At 59.1% G+C, this 17,116-nt stretch carries 13 protein-coding genes; 8 read left to right on the top strand and 5 right to left on the bottom strand.

Annotation, left to right across the window (positions count from 1 at the left end):
• Window positions 1-2 precede the first annotated feature (2 nt).
• Window positions 3-1,001: an AraC family transcriptional regulator gene (locus MKI83_RS12175; RefSeq protein ID WP_241586629.1), complete on the bottom strand. Its 999-nt coding sequence runs from the start codon at window positions 999-1,001 to the stop codon at window positions 3-5.
• A 204-nt stretch (window positions 1,002-1,205) separates the two neighbouring features.
• Between MKI83_RS12175 and MKI83_RS12170 the strand changes: the two genes are divergently transcribed.
• On the top strand, window positions 1,206-2,876 hold the full coding sequence (locus tag MKI83_RS12170) for an AMP-binding protein (RefSeq protein ID WP_241586627.1): 1,671 nt from the start codon (window positions 1,206-1,208) through the stop codon (window positions 2,874-2,876).
• On the top strand, window positions 2,873-4,060 hold the full coding sequence (locus MKI83_RS12165) for a CaiB/BaiF CoA transferase family protein (RefSeq protein ID WP_241586625.1): 1,188 nt from the start codon (window positions 2,873-2,875) through the stop codon (window positions 4,058-4,060). Before MKI83_RS12170 ends, MKI83_RS12165 begins: the two co-directional genes overlap by 4 nt.
• Before the next feature lie 85 nt (window positions 4,061-4,145).
• Here the strand turns inward: MKI83_RS12165 and MKI83_RS12160 are convergent, their stop codons facing one another.
• Complete coding sequence (locus tag MKI83_RS12160) at window positions 4,146-4,775, bottom strand: TetR/AcrR family transcriptional regulator (RefSeq protein ID WP_241586623.1); 630 nt, start codon at window positions 4,773-4,775, stop codon at window positions 4,146-4,148.
• A gap of 124 nt (window positions 4,776-4,899) precedes the next feature.
• Here MKI83_RS12160 and MKI83_RS12155 point away from each other — a divergent pair, with 124 nt between their 5' ends.
• Genes MKI83_RS12155 through MKI83_RS12130 form a run of 6 tightly spaced genes read left to right on the top strand, consistent with a single transcriptional unit; the run spans window position 4,900 to window position 12,066 of the window.
• Window positions 4,900-6,003 (top strand): efflux RND transporter periplasmic adaptor subunit, encoded by a 1,104-nt coding sequence (locus tag MKI83_RS12155; protein ID WP_241586621.1) that lies wholly within the window; start codon window positions 4,900-4,902, stop codon window positions 6,001-6,003.
• Window positions 6,004-6,007: 4 nt separating this feature from the next.
• Window positions 6,008-9,061 (top strand): efflux RND transporter permease subunit, encoded by a 3,054-nt coding sequence (locus MKI83_RS12150; protein ID WP_241586619.1) that lies wholly within the window; start codon window positions 6,008-6,010, stop codon window positions 9,059-9,061.
• Window positions 9,062-9,092: 31 nt separating this feature from the next.
• The gene (locus MKI83_RS12145) at window positions 9,093-10,055 is read left to right on the top strand and encodes an NAD(P)-dependent oxidoreductase (protein ID WP_241587067.1); all 963 of its coding nucleotides are present in this window, start codon (window positions 9,093-9,095) and stop codon (window positions 10,053-10,055) included.
• A complete protein-coding gene (locus MKI83_RS12140; protein WP_241587064.1) occupies window positions 10,051-10,833 on the top strand; it encodes a hydroxypyruvate isomerase family protein in 783 nt (260 codons plus the stop codon). Before MKI83_RS12145 ends, MKI83_RS12140 begins: the two co-directional genes overlap by 5 nt.
• Window positions 10,826-11,461 carry a 2'-5' RNA ligase family protein gene (locus MKI83_RS12135; RefSeq protein WP_241586617.1) on the top strand — a complete coding sequence of 212 codons (636 nt, stop codon included), beginning with the start codon at window positions 10,826-10,828 and terminating at the stop codon, window positions 11,459-11,461. The genes MKI83_RS12140 and MKI83_RS12135 overlap by 8 nt, the downstream gene beginning before the upstream one ends.
• A 56-nt stretch (window positions 11,462-11,517) precedes the next feature.
• Window positions 11,518-12,066, top strand: coding sequence for a cytochrome b (locus MKI83_RS12130; protein WP_241586615.1), 549 nt, complete (start codon window positions 11,518-11,520; stop codon window positions 12,064-12,066).
• Window positions 12,067-12,073: 7 nt separating this feature from the next.
• On the opposite strand, the gene MKI83_RS12125 is transcribed toward MKI83_RS12130, so the two are convergent.
• From MKI83_RS12125 to mksB, 3 genes are read right to left on the bottom strand one after another with little or no spacing between them, the layout of a single operon-like run.
• A complete protein-coding gene (locus MKI83_RS12125; RefSeq protein WP_241586613.1) occupies window positions 12,074-14,911 on the bottom strand; it encodes an Mks condensin complex protein MksF in 2,838 nt (945 codons plus the stop codon).
• Entirely contained in the window at window positions 14,908-15,666 is a 759-nt protein-coding gene (gene mksE, locus MKI83_RS12120) for an Mks condensin complex protein MksE (RefSeq protein ID WP_241586611.1), read from the bottom strand. The genes MKI83_RS12125 and mksE overlap by 4 nt, the downstream gene beginning before the upstream one ends.
• The gene (gene mksB / locus MKI83_RS12115; protein WP_241586609.1) at window positions 15,656-16,906 is read right to left on the bottom strand and encodes an Mks condensin complex protein MksB; all 1,251 of its coding nucleotides are present in this window, start codon (window positions 16,904-16,906) and stop codon (window positions 15,656-15,658) included. Before mksB ends, mksE begins: the two co-directional genes overlap by 11 nt.
• Window positions 16,907-17,116: the final 210 nt, after the last annotated feature.

The raw sequence follows: 17,116 nt of genomic DNA, 5'->3' as shown, positions 1-17,116 counted from the left end.
GCTTAATGCTCGCTGTCGCGGTAGGTGCCGGGGGTTTGTCCGGTCCATTTTTTGAAGGCGCGATGAAAGGCCGAGGGTTCAGAAAAGCCCAATTGCGCGCTGATGTCTTGCAGGCTGAGTTCGGCGCGCTCCAGCAGGTAGATGGCTAGGTCGCGGCGTAATTGGTCTTTGAGTTCCTGAAAGCTGGCGCCTTCTTCGCGCAGATGGCGGCGCAAGGTTTGCGGGCTCATGTGCAGCTGCTCGGCGGCTTGTTCAAGGTCGGGCCAATGGCGGCAGTCGCGGCCCAGTAAGCGCCGGAGTTTGCCGTGAAGGCTACTACCGTCATCGGGGCGCGACAGCAAGTCTGCGGGCGAGTGTTTGAGAAACTCCTTCAGCGTGCGCTCGTCTTGTAGCAGCGGCATGTCGAGATAACGGCGGTGAAACACCAAGCTGGTGTGGGTTTGGTCAAAATGAGTGGGGCAGGGGAACAGCAGGCGATATTCATCGCCGTGCGCAGGCTTTGGATAGGCAAAGTGCGCCGCTTGTAAGGGAATACGTTGGCCAATCAACCAGCTGCCCAAACGGTGCCAGATCACCAGAAGGGATTCGCAGAGAAAGTGATCGGGATCGAAGTGGCCAGTGTCTTCGTAGCTTAAGTACGCCAACTCGCCCTCAAGCCGTAAGCTGATGCGCGGTGCTTCTGGGAACAGCGCGTAGAAGCGGCTGCCGCGTAGCAGGGCACGCTCTAACGTGCGGCAGTGGATGATGGTCAAACACATCATGCCAAAGGTGCCGCGCTTACTAAGGCTTTGGCCAAAGCCCATGTATTCGTCGTCCAGTACCTCCCACAGCAGTTGAATCAAGCGCGTGTAGGGCTTGGGCGCAATGCGTGAGCGCTCATCATTCAACAGCGCCGGGCGAATGCCGGCGCGTTGCAACAGGCTATGGCTGTCGACACCACGACGTTCGGCGCCACGTAAGGCGGCGCGAACAAAATGCAGTGGCACAGTAGCTTCAGGCATAACGAATCTCGTGGTTGACCGATTGGGTCAATGGGGTTGAGCGTTGCTGTCATTGAGCCGACGGCGTGGGCTTCATAGTCTGAATCACGATTCACGTCATGGACCTAAGCGCGGGCCTTTCAAACATTGCAAGGCCGGCTCAGGGTGTTTTTAGCGTGAAACCCATTAGAACAAAAACAACACAGCAACGCAGGCGGGCACCGTATGGAAACCTTACCCCTGGCGAAGTTTCGCCAGCAAGTTACCCAACACCCAGAGCGAACGTGGTTGCGCCAAGCGCACGGCAGCGCGTGGCACGAACTCACTTGGGCTGAGGTAGATCAGCAAGCTCGGCGTGTAGCGGCGGGGTTGCTAGCGCTCGGTTGCGCGCCGGGTGATCGGGTCGCGATTTGGGGTAAAAACTGTGCCGAGTGGTTTATAAGCGATTTGGCCGTGATGATGGCGGGTTTGGTCAGTGTGCCCTTGTATCCGGCACAATCAGCCGATGGTTTGCGGTATGTGTTGGCGCACGCGCAGTGCAAAGCGCTCTTTGTGGGGCGCTTGGATGAGCAGCCAGGCATTGAGCAAGGTATTCCTGAGTCGGTACTGCGCCTTGGCTTTATCCAGCATGATTTACCCTGCGCGCACAGCTGGAGTGCCCTGCAGGCACATGCGCCGTTGCCGCTGGAACAGCTGCACGTGCAGCAAGCGGAGGCGTTGGCCACCATTGTGTATACCTCGGGTACCACAGGCAGTCCGAAGGGGGTAATGCACAGTCCACGCACCATGGCGTTTGCTGCAACGCAAGCGGTGGCGCATATGCAGATCACGGGCGATGACCGTTTTTTCTCATATCTGCCGTTAAGTCACGTGGCTGAGCGCTTTATGGTGGAAATGAACAGTCTCTACAGTGGCGCGCCGGTGAGCTTTGCTGAGTCGTTGGAGACCTTTGCCGATAATTTGCGTGCCGTGCAGCCCACGGTGTTTTTCTCCGTGCCGCGCCTCTGGACGCGCTTTCAACAGGGTGTGCTGGAAAAAATGCCGCCCGCTAAGTTGGATAGATTGCTTAAGTTGCCACTGATTAAGCGTTTAGTGGCGCGCAAGATTCGCTTGGCGCTGGGCTTGAATGCAGCGCGCATTATGGTCACCGGCGCAGCGCCGATCTCGCGGAGCTTGCTTGAGTGGTACGCCCGTTTAGGTCTGCACCTTAATGAGGGCTACGGCATGAGTGAGAACATGGCCTATGGCTGCTTTAATCTGCCGGGGCATATTCGCCATGGCACGGTGGGGAAGGCCATGCCCAATAATGAAGTGCGCATCAGCGAGGCTGGCGAGATTTTGTTCCGCAGTCGCTCGCTCATGCAGGGCTATTACCTTGAGCCGGAAAAAACCGCCGAAACCCTTATCGATGGCTGGCTGCACACCGGCGATAAGGGTGAGCTCGATAGTGACGGCTACTTGAAAATCACCGGTCGGGTTAAAGACATCTTCAAAACCAGCAAAGGCAAATATGTGGCCCCTGCGCCCATTGAGGGGTGGTTTGCCGCCTGCGAGCTGGTCGAACAAGTGTGTGTGCTGGGCAGCGGTATGGATCAACCTGTCGCGTTGCTGGAGCTGTCGCCGGTCAGTGCTGAACTATCGCAGGCAGAGATTGAGCAGCGCTTGGGCGAGCATTTAGCGCATGCGAATCGTCAGTTGCTGGCGCATGAACGGGTACGATTTGTTTATGTGGTGAGTCAACCGTGGACGATCGACAACGGTTGCATGACGCCAACCTTGAAAATTCGCCGTAATCATCTGGAAAGCCTGTTTGCCGAATCGCTCGCTGAGCTAAAGCCTGAGCAGCCGGTACTTTGGCAGGCCAAACACACACAACGCATGGGAGAGCCGGCATGAGTGCACCGCTTGCAGGATTAAAAGTACTGGATTTCTCGACCCTGCTACCGGGGCCGTTTGCCTCGATGATGTTGGCCGATATGGGCGCTGAGGTGCTGCGTATTGAGTCGCCCACGCGCATGGATTTGCTGCGCCTGTTGCCGCCACATGATCGCGGGATTTCTGCCAGTCATGCCTATCTGAATCGGAATAAACGCTCACTGGCGCTGGACCTAAAAAAGCCCGAGGCGATCGAGTTGGTCAAACGGTTGGTGCAAGACTACGACATCGTGCTGGATCAATTTCGCCCCGGTGTGATGGATAAGTTGGGCGTCGGTTATGCCGCCCTCAAGGTGGTCAATCCGCAGCTGATCTACTGCGCCATCACCGGCTACGGGCAAACCGGGCCGTATAAAGATCGTGCAGGGCATGACATTAACTATCTCGCTTTGTCTGGCAGCAGTAGTTATACCGGCCGCGCCGAGCAAGGGCCGTTACCGTTGGGGTTGCAGGTGGCGGATGTGGCCGGCGGCTCGCTGCACGGCGTGGTTGGCATTTTGGCGGCCGTGATTAAGCGACAAGCGACGGGCCAAGGCGATTTTGTCGATATCAGCATGACCGACTGCGCCTTTAGTTTGAATGCCATGAGCGCCGCCGGTTACTTGGCGGCCGGCGTCGAGCCTGCGCGTGAAAGCCATGCGTTAAACGGCGGCAGCTTTTACGACTATTACCAAGCCCGCGACGGTCAGTGGTTTGCCGTGGGCAGCTTAGAGCCACAGTTTATGCAGCCGTTGTGCGCGGCCCTCGGTAAGCCCGAGCTGGCCAAGCAAGGCTTGGATCAGCGGCCGGAGGTGCAACAGCAGCTTAAAATTGCCTTGGCTCAAGCCTTTGCTGAGCAAGACGGCGCACACTGGCAGCGCGTGTTTGCCGAAATAGATGCCTGTGTAGAGCCGGTGCTGAGTCTGGCCGAGGCTTGCGAGCATCCACAGATCAAGGCGCGCGGTTTGGTGCAGTCAGTGCCTTTGGCGCAAGAGGCGCAAGGGGCGCAAGCGCAAGTGGCTTGCCCTATCCGTTTTGCCGAACCGTTACCAGCGGCGCGGTTTGCCGGGGTCAACGTCGGCGCGCATAGCCAAGAGGTGCTTGGCGAGCTGGGGCTTTCAACGGCGCAAATCACCGCTTTGCAGCAGGCGAAAGTGTTCGGTTAGACGCCTTTTGAGGGTGCCTTAACGTAACAAAGCCGCCTTTAAGCGGCTTTGTTACGTTAAACAGCGATGCGTTAAACGATGGGTGTTAGGCGCGATAGGCCTTGAGAAATAACGCCAGAGCACTCTCAAGGTGAGTCAGTTCGTGCAGCGAGGCAGGGACTTCGCTGCAACCGGTGAGAATGCGCATGTGCCGCAAACCTTTCACCAAGCAAAAAAACTCATCCGCAGCTTGCTCGGTATCGGGGATCACCAAATAACCGGCGTCGCAGGCAGCGCGCAGCAGGCTGTTTAGCTCACCCAGCATGCGCTTGGGGCCGGCATCAAAAAACAGATGGGCAAGGCGGTTGTCTTTTTGTGACGCGGCAATGATTAAGCGGTGCAGGGCAACGGCTTCCGGATCGTAGATGAGGGCGACCAGGGCCTTGGCGATGCTGCCAAGCTGCTCGGCGATATCTTGATCGGGCTTGAGGCGAAACAACTCCGACGGCATTTGTGCTTCGCAGTGCGAGCGCACCGACTGGCTGAACAAGTTGTCTTTATCACTGAAGTGACTGTACAGCGTGAGCTTAGAAACCCCGGCCGCTTGCGCAATAGCGTCCATACTGGTGGCATCGTAGCCTTGGCTGAGAAATAGCGATTTGGCCGCGTCCAATACGGCTTGCTTCTTCTCAAGATCTTTTGGCCGTCCTGGCTTCTGACGTGGCTTTTTTGTCATGCTCATGCGCTTTTTAATACTGGACTGATAAGTTTCGTAATCTTAGTATACTCGTCAGTATAAATAATCCCAGTGCGCTGGGGTATCGATAGATTGGTGGGAAGCCGAACTTATGTTGAAGCCCATGTTACAGCCCCTCGCAAAACTCACGCTGCTGGTTAGCCTAGGGGCTTTGCTGGCGGCCTGTGGTCAGCAAGAGCCGGTCGAGAAAGCCGTGCGCCCTGCCATGTTTGTGCAGCCTGAGCCGGTGGGTGGCGTGCAGGAAACCTATCCCGGTGAAGTGCGCGCGCGTTATGAGCCTGAGCTGGCCTTCCGCATTGCCGGCAAAGTGGCGCGTCGTTTGGTCGAAGTCGGTGAGCGGGTTAAGAAAGATCAACCGCTGGCCGAGTTGAACGCCGAAGACGTCAGCCTGCGCTTGCAGGCCGCGCAGGCGCAACTGGCGGCCGCCGAGGCTGACTTAAACTTGGCGCGCTCCGAGCGCGATCGTTACGGCAAGCTGGTGTCGCGTCAGTTAGTCAGCCGTTCGCAGTTTGAGAACGCTGAAAACATCTATAAAGCCGCCGCCGCTCGCGCCAAGCAAATGCGCGCCGAGCTGGATGTGGCCAAAAATCAGAGTGATTACGCCGTGCTGCGTGCCGGCAGCGACGGTGTGATTGCGCGCCGCTTGGTTGAGTCGGGTCAGGTGGTCAATGCCGGTCAGACGGTGTTCACCCTAGCCACCGATGGCGAACGTGAGGTGGCGATTAACCTGCCCGAACAAGGTATTGAAGCGTTCAAGCTAGGCCAAGAAGTGGGCGTAGAACTGTGGACTAAACCCGGCGTGCGCTTTATCGGCAAACTGCGCGAGTTGGCCCCGGCGGCAGACCCGGTCACGCGCACTTACGCCGCGCGAGTGGCTTTTCTTGATAACAAGGTGCCGGTTGAATTAGGCCAGAGCGCGCGGGTGTACTTTTTGGTTGGCGATGACGCGAGCATTGGCGTGCCGTTATCGGCGGTGAGCGCTGAAGACGGTGCCGCTTTCGTTTATGTGCTGGATCAAGCGACGTCGACGGTGAAGAAGACGGCGGTGCGCGTCGGCATATTTGGTGAGCGCCAAGTGCCAGTGTTGGAAGGTTTAAGCGCCGCTGACTTTGTCGTCGCCGCTGGCGTTCAACTGCTGCGTGACGGGCAAAAAGTTAAGCCGGTTGATCGTGCCAACCGCCCGCTGTCTGTCGTAGCGGAGGAATAAGTCCATGTCGCGTTTTAACTTGTCTGCATGGGCACTGCGTAACCGCGAGCTGGTGCGCTACATGATGCTGCTGTTGGCCTTGGCCGGCGTGTTTGCTTACGACCGCTTAGGCCAGAGTGAAGACCCGCCTTTCACCTTTAAAGCCATGGTGGTGCGCACCATTTGGCCGGGCGCCAGTGCCGAAGATGTCTCGCGTCAAGTGACCGAGCGCATCGAAAAGAAACTGATGGAAACCGGCGAGTTCGACAAGATCATCTCGTTCTCGCGCCCGGGCGAGTCGCAAGTCACCTTTGTGGCGCGCGACAGCATGCACTCTAAAGACATTCCCAATCTGTGGTACCAGATTCGCAAGAAGGTGAATGACATTCGCCATACCTTGCCGAGCGAGGCGATTGGGCCGTTTTTTAATGACGAGTTCGGCACCACCTACGGCAACATCTACGCGCTGACCGGCGAAGGTTTTGACTACGCGGTGCTGAAAGATTACGCCGACCGCTTGCAGCTGCACCTGCAACGCGTGCAAAACGTTGGCAAGGTGGAAATCCTCGGTCTGCAAGACGAGAAGATTTGGATTGAACTGTCCAACACCAAAATGGCCACCCTTGGCTTGCCATTAACCGCCGTGCAGCAAGCGCTGGAACAGCAAAACGCGGTGGCTTCGTCGGGTTATTTTGAAACGCCCAGCGACCGCATTCATTTGCGCGTGTCGGGGCGTTTTTCCACGGTTGAAGAGATCGAGCAGTTCCCGATCCGCTTTGGCGAGCGCACCTTCCGCATTGCCGATGTGGCCAAGGTCTATCGCGGCTTTGCTGATCCGCCGGCCCCGCGCGTGCGCTTTATGGGCGAGGATGCGTTGGCGATTGCCGTGTCGATGAAAGACGGTGGCGACATCCTGCGCCTCGGAGCTGAGCTAGAAAGCGAGTTTGCCCGTCTGCAAGAGTCTTTGCCGGTGGGGATGGCGCTGAACAAGGTGTCGGACCAGCCTGCGGCGGTTAAAACCGGCGTCGGTGAGTTTGTCCGCGTGTTGTTCGAAGCCGTGGCGATTGTTTTGCTGGTGAGTTTCTTCTCGCTGGGTAAGCGCGCCGGTCTGGTGGTGGCGTTGTCCATCCCGCTGGTATTGGCGATGACCTTTGCGCTGATGTACTACTTCAACATCGGTTTGCACAAAATCTCGCTAGGCGCCTTGGTGTTGGCGCTGGGCCTGCTGGTGGATGACGCCATCATCGCGGTGGAGATGATGTCGATCAAAATGGAGCAAGGCTTCAGTCGGATGAAGGCGGCTAGCTACGCGTGGAGCAGTACCGCGTTCCCGATGCTGACCGGCACCTTGATCACCGCGGCGGGCTTCTTGCCGATTGCCACGGCGCAGTCCGGCACGGGTGAATACACCCGCTCGATCTTCCAAGTGGTGACCATTGCGCTGTTGGTGTCGTGGGTCGCGGCGGTGGTGTTTGTCCCGTATCTGGGTGACCGCCTGCTGCCGGATATGGCCAAGCTGCACGATGGCAAAGAGCACGATCCGTATGCGTCAGGCTTCTACCAACGCTTCCGCCGCTTGGTGGCGTGGTGCGTGGAGAACCGCTTTAAGGTCATCTTGATCACCCTCGTGCTGTTCGTGCTGTCGGTGGTGGGCTTCCGTTTTGTGCAGCAACAGTTCTTCCCCGCCTCGGCGCGTTTAGAGCTGATGGTGGACTTAAAACTCAGCGAGGGTAGCTCGCTGAAAGCCACGCAAGCCCAAGTAACCAAGCTTGAAGCCATGCTCAAAGAGCAAAAAGGCGTGGATAACTACGTGGCTTACGTCGGCACCGGTTCACCGCGCTTCTACCTGCCGTTGGATCAACAGTTGCCGGCCGCCAGCTTCGCCCAAGTGGTGGTGCTGACCGACTCGCTCAAGAGCCGCGAGCGTTTGCGTAAGTGGTTGATTGATGCGTTGCGTGAAGAGTTCCCCGATGTGCGCACCCGTGTGACGCGCTTGGAGAACGGCCCGCCGGTAGGCTATCCGGTGCAGTTCCGAGTTTCCGGCGAGCATATTGCTACCGTACGGGCGTTGGCACGAGAAGTGGCCGACAAGGTGCGGGAAAACCCGCATGTCAGCAACGTGCACCTAGACTGGGAAGAACCCAGCAAGGTGATTCGCCTGAACGTCGATCAAGACCGTGCGCGCGCCTTGGGCGTGAGTACGCAGGGCTTGTCTAACTTCTTGCAAAGCGCCATCACCGGTGCGGCGGTCAGCCAGTATCGTGAGGATAACGAGCTGATCGATATCGTGCTGCGCGGCCCTGAAAAAGAACGCCGTGAGCTGGAGCTGTTATCGAGCTTGGCGGTGCCGACTGAGACCAACCGCAGCGTGGCGTTGTCGCAAATTGCCACGCTCGAATACGGCTTCGAAGAAGGCATCATTTGGCGTCGTAATCGTCTGCCGGCGGTCACCGTGCGGGGCGATATCTACAGCGATGTGCAGCCGCCGACAGTGGCCAAGGAAATCCTCGGTCGCTTGGGCGATATTCAAGCCAAGCTGCCGGAGGGCTATCTGCTGAGTGTCGGTGGTACCGTGGAAGACTCCGCGCGTGGCCAAGGCTCGGTGGCGGCGGGGATCCCGTTGTTCATCGTGGTGGTGCTGACCTTGCTGATGATGCAGCTCAAGAGCTTCTCTCGCGTGCTGATGGTGTTCCTCACCGCGCCGCTGGGCTTGATCGGCGTGACCTTGTTCTTGCTGTTGTTCCAGCAGCCGTTTGGCTTTGTGGCCATGCTGGGCACCATCGCTTTGTCGGGCATGATCATGCGTAACTCGGTGATTCTGGTCGACCAGATCGAGCAGGATGTGAAAGACGGTTTGAGCCGTTATCAAGCCACGATCGAGGCCACCGTGCGGCGCTTCCGTCCCATCGTGCTGACCGCATTGGCGGCGGTGCTGGCGATGATTCCGCTGTCGCGCAGCGTGTTCTTTGGCCCGATGGCGGTGGCGATCATGGGGGGCTTGATCGTCGCCACGGCGCTGACCTTGCTGTTCTTGCCAGCGCTGTATGCCGCATGGTTCCGCGTTAAGCCGGAGCACTAAGGCTGCTGCGATAGCGTCACTGCCTTAAGCAATCAGACAAACCCCAGCCGCGCAGGCTGGGGTTTGTCGTTTAACATGGGCGCCATGTTGCACGGCAAGAGAGCAAGCGATGACGCTACGAGTAGGCTTTGCGGGAATCGGCCTGATGGGCTTACCCCTGTGCCAGCGGTTACTGGCTGCGGGCGTGCCGTTGACGGTATTTAACCGCACACCCAGCAAGTGTGAACCCCTGCGCCAAGCCGGCGCACGGCATGCGCAAAGCTTGGCTGAGCTGGCCGAGCACAGTGATGTGCTGATGCTGTGCCTGGCGGACACGCACGCCGTGCGCGAGTTGATGTTTGCCGAGCACGGTTTAGCGCAGCATTTGCGCGCGGGTCAGCGGCTGGTGGATTTCTCCAGTTTAGAGCCCACCGCCACGTGCGAGATGGCTGCCCGTTTGTGGGCTGAGCGCGGTGTGCCGTGGATCGACGCGCCAGTGTCAGGTGGCGTGCAAGGCGCGGCGGCTGGCAGTTTGGTGGTCATGGCCGGTGGTGCCGCGGCGGATATCGACGCACTCAGGCCCTTGCTTGCGCACCTCAGCCAGCGTGTCACGCGCATGGGCGAGGTCGGGGCCGGGCAGGTTACCAAGGTGTGCAACCAAATGCTGGTGGCCTGCAATGCCTTGGTGATTGCCGAAGTGGTGGCGCTGGCCGAGCGCTGCGGTGTCGACGCCGCCCAGCTGGCGCCGGCATTAGCCGGTGGGTTTGCTGATAGCAAGCCGCTGCAAATCCTCGCCCCGCAAATGGCCGCGCGCGAGTTTGAGCCGATTAAATGGCATGTGCGCACCTTGCGCAAAGACTTAGATACCGCGGTAAAACTGAGTCTGGAGCAGGGTAGCAGCGCGCCGATGGCAGATACCGCCGCTACCCTGATGCGCCGGCACAGCGACAACGGCTACGCCGAGCAAGACCCCGCGACTTTGCTGTACCTGCACCGGAGCCCTGAGCATGATTAAGCTGTGCGCCAACCTCTCGCTATTGTTTACCGAGCTGCCGTTGCTGGAGCGTGTGGCCGCCGCTAAGCAAGCAGGCTTTGACGGGGTGGAAATCCAGTTCCCCTATGACGTACCCGCTGCCGAATTGCGCGCGGCGTTACAGGCGGCGCAGCTGCCCTTGGTGTTGATCAACGTGCCGGCCGGTGATTTGTTAGCCGGTGGCGCAGGGTTGGCCTGTGTGCCGGATCAGCAAGTGGCGTTTGCTGCCGCCTTGGCCGAAGCTTTGGCCTACGCGCAGGTGGTTAAACCCGAACGGGTCAACGTGTTGCCCGGCCGTTTTGTCGCCAATGTCAGCGAGGCTGACGCGCTGGCCTGTTTGGCCGCCAACCTGCACACAACCGCCACCGCCTTTGCCGTGCTGGATATCGCCGTGGTCACCGAGGCGATCAATCCGCTGGACCTGCCAGGCTTTGCTGTTAGCACCCCCGATGATCTGCAAGCGCTGTTGCAGCACACCGCACACCCGAACGTGAAAGCGCAGCTGGACCTGTACCACATGGCGCGACAAAAGCTCGACGTCGCCGCGTGCATCAAGCAATTGGGGGCGCAGATTGGCCATGTACAGTTTGCCGATTACCCCGGTCGTGGTCAGCCCGGCACTGGCAAACTGGACTTTGCTGCGGCCAAAGCGGCCTTGAATGCCGTGGGCTACACCGGCTGGCTGAGCGCCGAGTATCGCCCGCAAGGCGCTACCTTAGATTCATTGGGCTGGCTGGCAGCATGGCGGGCCGATGCTTGAGCGGACTGACTGCCTGCATTGGCAGCGCCGCTTAGTAGAAGGACAGGTCACGCCGTGGCGGCCGCAACCCACCGCCGCTTGGCACCAAGGCCGGCGCTGGTTTGCGGTGTGGGCGTTAGTGCCGCGCGAGCCAGCCGTGGCGGCGTATCTGGCGCGTTTGCAAGCGGGTTTAGCGCCTTGGTTAGCCCCGCATTATCGCCGTCAAGCGCATGTCACCTTAGCGGTGGCGGGGTTTCCCGCCCGCTGCGCGCATCACGCGGACGAACGCAGCTGGGCACAGCTGCGTCAGCAAATGCAGCAGCTTAAACGCCTGAATAACGCGCCTGTGCTGTGCCGCACGCGTCACCTAAGCAGCTTCGCTCATGCACCCTTTGTGGCGGTGGAGGTGCCGGAGGTTGTGAGTCAATGGCGCACGCAGTTAAAAGCGCAGCATAGCGAGGCGGCGCATCAGTTTCGCTTTACCCCGCATCTGACCTTAGGTGTTTATCGCTATCGCTTACCCATTGCCGCGCTTGAGCGGCGTTTGCAAGCTTTGGATAGCCAAGCGCCGCTGAGTTTCATGACCGATTTAGCTCTAATGGGCTATCGGCCAGGGCAGTTTTGTGGGCCGCTGACGCGCTTGGTTTAAGGTTCATTTAAGGTTGTACATATAGGCTGTGGCTATCTTTTTTGGAGCAGTGCGCAATGTCGATCAATAACACCTTTAAACGCTATGGCAGTGTCAGCATGGCCATGCACTGGCTGACCGTTCTGTTAGTCATGGTGGCTTATTTCACGATGGAATACCGTGGCCTGTGGCCTAAGGGCTCTGTAGAACGCGATTTAATGAAGCAAGCACATTTTCTTGCCGGCTTTTCTATTTTGGCGCTGACGCTCTTACGTATGAGCTGGCGTTTTAGCCAACCCCACCCCGCGATTGAACCGGCTTTGCAGCCCCGCATGCAGGTGCTGGCTAAGCTCGGGCATTTGGTTTTGTATGCCATCTTGCTGGGCTTGCCGTTGGCAGGGTGGGTGGCATTAAGCGGTTGGGGTAAGCCGATTGAGCCGTTTGGCCTAGCCATTCCTGTGCTGATTGGGGAGGATAAGGCGCTGGCTAAGACGGTGATCGAATGGCACGAAACCGTGGCCAAATTGGGCTATTGGCTAATCGGTGCACATGCGCTGATTGCGCTATGGCACCACGCCATCCGCAAGGACAACACCCTCAAGCGGATGTTGCCCCTGCGCGGATAAACCTTGGTTAAGTGATGCTGGAATCAGCCTGTTCAGTGGTATCGGATGTGTGTGCTGAGAGGGCGGCTTCGCGGCGTTCGATAAACTTCCAGTCCGCCTCATCCAGATAAATCCCCTGCGGCGTGCTGCCACCCTCTAGATCGATCGCCACGGCGGCAGAGACTTGCGGCTTGACCGAGGCCAGAATCGGCACAAAGCCGAGCTGCTGGCTGGTTTCGATCAGCGCTTGTTGGTTGCGCTCGTCGATGTCGGCGGCCTCATCCAAGTAATACGGCAGGCGAATACGGCTGGCTTGTTCGCGGTCCATCAGGTGCAGCAACAGGTACATGTTGGTCAGCGCCTTGATGGTCATGGTGGTGCCGTTGGACGCTGCGCCGTCGATATCCGTGTGCAGCACCGGTTGGCCACCGACTTTGGTGATCTCAAACGCCAACTCAAACAAATCCTTCAGGCCAAGCTGGTTGTTATTGGCGGCGACCAGCTGCGCGAGGAAGTCGCGCGCGGCATCGTTGCGCGCGTCTTCATCGGGGTTGGCTTTTAAGTCGAACACCGACAGGGTTTCGCCTTCTTCGTATTGGCTGGCGCTGTGGATGATCTGGTCGATGTGCTTGAGCGCCTCGCGGTGCGGGGCCAGCACAATGCGGAAGCTTTCGAGGTTGGAGACCTGACGCCGGTTGATCTCGCGGTTAAACAGGCCCAGCTGGTGCTCAAGGTTGTCGTAGTCGTTACGAATATTGCGCAGCGTACGGGCAATGTCGGTCACCGCGGCGCGCCGCGCTTTGGCCAGCGTGGTGGCTTCTTCTTGGCGGTGCGCGTAGGCGTTGACCAGCAGTTTTAGGCGGCGCTCGGGGTCTTCTTCGTTATCGAATTTAGCCACACCTTTGAGCCGCACTTGTGCGTACAGGGCATCGATTTGTTGGTCGATGCGCATCAGCTGCTGCCAGGTGTCTTGGTAGTCGTTAAGCAGCGGCAAGAGGTTGTCGAGCGAGTCATCCACCGGGTCGATACAGCGAATCCCTAGCGGTAAGTCTGCCGGTAGCATCTGCCGACGGCGCAGGGCGTCTTCGAGGGTGCGTTCTTTGGCCTCAAGGTCCGCCAGCTGACGACTGAGTAGCTGAATCTTGCCCGATAGCTGTTGCACGCGCTCGGTAAAGGCGTCGCTGGTGCGCGCCCGCTCGTCACGCGCGGCAGACAGTTGCTCCAGTTGCGCGCTTTGCTCGGCGGCTTGCTGCTGCAAGCTTTGCAGGCGGCGATAGTCTTCCAGCGCTTTTTGCGCTTCGAGTACCGCTTGGTACAGGCGCTCGACCTCAGCGCGGCTGGCGGCAATGTCGGCGGCAACCGCTTGCTGGGTTTTCAGTTGTTTGAGTTCGCGCTCGAGGCGATCTTTCTGGTCGCGCAGCGCCGTGCGGTCGGAGAGAGCTTGCAGCTGCGGCGGCTCAATGCTCGACAGATCGATGCTCAAGCCCGGCAAGGTTAGGGTGTTGCCGCTGAAGTGTGTGAGCAGCTGCTCAAGGTTATGGACCCAGTCGTCGCCCGCGAGGGTGATGCCTTTTTCTGCCAGCGGCAGGCTGAACAGCTCGCCGTTGAACAGGCGCATCAAACGCTCGACATCGGCTTGGGTGAACTCCTCGCGCAGTCGTGAATAGATGTTGTTGTCGGCATGCTCGAGCTTGCCGCGGACTTCTTTCAAGCGTTTATCCAGCTCGCGCACGCGGGCGTCGAGGTCGGCGCTGGTGAACTGACGCGACTGGGCAATGGCGCCAGCCAAGTCATCGTGAACATCTTTGGCAGCGAGCAATTGCTGTTCAAGTTGTGCGGTGTCGTTGACGAGGGCAAAGCGCTGTTGCAGTGCTTCATAGTCGCCGTGCCACTGTTCAAGCACGGCAATATCGCGCTCCAAACGCATCAGCTCGGCGGTGGTGCCGCGTTGTTCTTGTTGCAGACTGTCTTGCTGTTGGCGGTGGTGATCGTGCAGGCCAAGCAGTTCTTCTTTGCGTGCGTCGGCGTAGTCGTGCCAGCTCGATAGCAACACATCGAGCAGGGGCGATAGCTTGTGCAGTCGCCCACGCAGCACGTCGCGCTGAGTCACGCCGGCGGCGAGTGCATCAATCAAGGGGCCGGCGGTGACCAGTGCGTGGTAGTCCTGCTCCATGCGGCGCACATCGCGAAAAGCCTCTTCGCAGGCGGCAATGTAGTCGACGCTGCCGGAGCGCAGGCTGTGCTCAAAGGCATCCAGAAACAGTTGCTTGAGCTTGGCGGCGGTGATTTCACGCATGTGCAGCAGGTTGATAAACAGCGCGCGGAAGGTTTTCAGGCTTTGCTCGCTGGTTGAGCGCAGCGGGATCAGCGTCAGGTCGAGCGGAATCGAGGTGTGGCCGCCGACCAGCAAGCGGCGCAGCTCTTCAGGTTTAACCTCGTGGGCGACAATGCCTTCGCGCTCAAGGTTGGCGAACAACTCGCGCTGGCGCAGGCAGGTGCCGTTTTTCTGGTAATGCGCCAGATCCAGATCGCCTTGATAGACAAAAAACTGATGGCCAAAGCCGCCACCGGGGCCGCGCCCGGCCACACCAATCACATGGCGGCCGTGGGCTAGTTCCAGCTCCACCAAGATGTAGCTGGTGTCGCTGGCGAAGTAGAACTTGCGCGACTGCTCAAGGCTGTACTTGCCAAAGCTCATGTCGGACATGCGCGCCAAAATCGGGAACTGCAAGGCGTTGATCGACGCCGATTTGCCCAAGTTGTTGGCACCGTAAATCGATAACGGCTTTTCCAGCGGAAATACGCCTAGGCTGTAGCCGGCGGTGTTGAGCAGGGCAAAACGGCGGATGCCGTAACGGGGGTTCATGCGTTGTCCTCCTCAGCGGCGAGCGCTTGGGCTGCACGTTCTTCTGCCATGGCGCGGGCTAATTCGTCGTCATCGTCATCGTCATCGGCATTGTCTGCGTTGCTGGCAGCTGGCGTGGGGGCTGGCTCGCTCGCCGCGCTGGCAGTATCGAGGGCGTCGTCCTCGAGCGCTTCGTCGTCGCTGATGACGGGCGCAGGCAGGGGTAAGTCGCTGGTTAAACTGGCGGCCAAGTCGCGGTCTTGTTGCACGCTCAGGCAAACATCGAGGAAGCGGTGCATGGGCGGCAGGAAGTGGTACACGCCGTTGTCTTCGCGGGCGAAGCCCAGCTGAATCAAGCGACGCAGGATTTTTTCGTCCAACTCTTCAAAGCTGATGATTTCCGCCTGCAAGAACAGCTCGCGGTACTTATCAAACAGCGCCGGTAACTCATCGCGGCCTAAGCTGCCGCCATCGAGGACGGCCAGCGGGTCACGGTTTTGATCGGCTAAGTGCTCGACCACGATAAAGGTAAACAGGGCGAGGCGTTGCGCGGTTTTATTCACCTGCGCGCCGCTTTGTTCGGGCACAAAGTAGTAAAAGCCACGGTGGTCGCACACCAGCTCAAAGCCTAAGGCTTTAAACAGTGCGCGGTAATCGTCTTGCAGGTTGTTCAGTTGGGCGAACAGCTCATGGTCGCGGTGGCTGATGTGGTAGCCCTTAAACAGCTCGCGAAAAATCGGCGCGAGCAAGCTCAGTTCAGCAATATCAACGGACATACGGTGTCTCGCTTTCGGTCAACTGGTACGAGCACAGGCTGATCTGGTGCTCACGGGTGTGGTAGGCGGCGCGGGGCAGGCGTTCGCGCTTAAAACGGCTGTCACGGGCTAAGCGCGAGAACCAATACAGCAGCTCATCACTGCCGGCTTCGCGCTCGTGCTCGATCAGCCACTGCATCAAATCGGGCACGGGCAAGGCCTCTTCGGCGCGGCCGAGCATTTCCTTGACGGTGAGCGGTGCGCGCGTGGCAGGGCGGCTCTGGCGCTGGCTTGCCTTGGGGAAGGTGGCCGGCTTGGCTTCAAAGCGCGCCAAAGCAAACACATAGCTTTCAACTTGGCTGCTGCTGCCTAAAAAGGTGCTTTGTGGACGGGTAAACAGCGGCAGCGCTGCCTGCGGTACGGCGTCTAGGCCGCGCTTACGGATTGCCGATAGCGCCAGTGCGGCTCCGCGAGTGACGGCGTTGTGCCGGCGCGCTTCTTCGCGCAGCGGCAACAGCAGGTCGCGGGCTTTGCGCAGGGTGAGCTGGGCGGCGCCTTGCATCTCAAGGATGCGTGCTTGGGCGCGCAGAATCAGGTCGTCTTCTACCAAGGTGCCGAGGCGTTGTTGTTCGCCATACAGCTTGAGCAAAGTGTTCTCGACCTGACGCATGCCGGTTTCAAACGGGCCACTGGCGCTGACCAAGTGAATCATCGGCTCGACGTATTCGTCCCACGTCGCCAATACCTCGGCATAGCGCTGGCGCAGGGGGATTTGCCGGTCGCTGGTTTTGGCGCGCTCGGCCACGCCGATCAGGGCTTGTTCGTCGTTGCCGAGCTTCTTCAGTACGTCACGCACGCGCATGTCCAGCAGGCGTAATTGGCGTGCCAGCTCTTGCGCATCGCGTGCGGCAAACGCGCTTTCAATGTACTGCCCTAGACGTTCGAGGTGACGCAGGTAGGCCTCGATTTCAAGGCACAGGCCAAGGCGGTGCTCTTTGCGTAGGTAGGCGAGAAAGTCGTGGATTTGCGCGTTGAGCTCGAAGCGATTGGGGCTTTTGGCCACCGCAATCAAAATGTCGAGCTTGAGCCACTGGTCAATGAGCGCGGTGATCGCTTGTGGCTCGTGGTCGCCCAGTTGAGCGCCAAGGCGCGTGCGCAACTCGCTCAGGCTCAAGGTGCCTTGGTCGAAGTGGTCGCACAAAGGCTCCAGCATATTCCAGTGCTCGGCTAAGGCGCGAAGCACGCGTTTGGGGTCAATCATGGCAACAGCCTGTTAACGCAAAGCGGGGATTCTACTGCAAAGCCGCGCTGGGCCAAGTGGCGTTGGTCTGTGCGTGAACATTGTCACCCTCGGTAGCGCCGGTAACGGCTGGCGGATTAGTAAACCGCGCGGTGTATTTGAGGGCTGGCTTTATGGTCGGTTCTGTCAGCGGGGTGACTGCGGCAGTCTGAAGTCACGGGAGAAGTAAGC

It is taken from the genome of Atopomonas sediminilitoris (assembly GCF_022601735.1).
In the GTDB taxonomy this organism is placed as follows: domain Bacteria; phylum Pseudomonadota; class Gammaproteobacteria; order Pseudomonadales; family Pseudomonadaceae; genus Atopomonas; species Atopomonas sediminilitoris.
This window is presented reverse-complemented; position numbering and strand designations above follow the sequence as displayed.

Bases quoted from the DNA above. Each gene is read 5' to 3' on its own strand.
- MKI83_RS12175 (WP_241586629.1), bottom strand. From the start codon at position 1,001: ATGCCTGAAGCTACTGTGCCACTGCATTTTGTTCGCGCCGCCTTACGT.
- MKI83_RS12170 (WP_241586627.1), top strand. From the start codon at position 1,206: ATGGAAACCTTACCCCTGGCGAAGTTTCGCCAGCAAGTTACCCAACAC.
- MKI83_RS12165 (WP_241586625.1), top strand. From the start codon at position 2,873: ATGAGTGCACCGCTTGCAGGATTAAAAGTACTGGATTTCTCGACCCTG.
- MKI83_RS12160 (WP_241586623.1), bottom strand. From the start codon at position 4,775: ATGACAAAAAAGCCACGTCAGAAGCCAGGACGGCCAAAAGATCTTGAG.
- MKI83_RS12155 (WP_241586621.1), top strand. From the start codon at position 4,900: ATGTTACAGCCCCTCGCAAAACTCACGCTGCTGGTTAGCCTAGGGGCT.
- MKI83_RS12150 (WP_241586619.1), top strand. From the start codon at position 6,008: ATGTCGCGTTTTAACTTGTCTGCATGGGCACTGCGTAACCGCGAGCTG.
- MKI83_RS12135 (WP_241586617.1), top strand. From the start codon at position 10,826: ATGCTTGAGCGGACTGACTGCCTGCATTGGCAGCGCCGCTTAGTAGAA.
- MKI83_RS12130 (WP_241586615.1), top strand. From the start codon at position 11,518: ATGTCGATCAATAACACCTTTAAACGCTATGGCAGTGTCAGCATGGCC.
- MKI83_RS12125 (WP_241586613.1), bottom strand. From the start codon at position 14,911: ATGAACCCCCGTTACGGCATCCGCCGTTTTGCCCTGCTCAACACCGCC.
- mksE (WP_241586611.1), bottom strand. From the start codon at position 15,666: ATGTCCGTTGATATTGCTGAACTGAGCTTGCTCGCGCCGATTTTTCGC.
- mksB (WP_241586609.1), bottom strand. From the start codon at position 16,906: ATGATTGACCCCAAACGCGTGCTTCGCGCCTTAGCCGAGCACTGGAAT.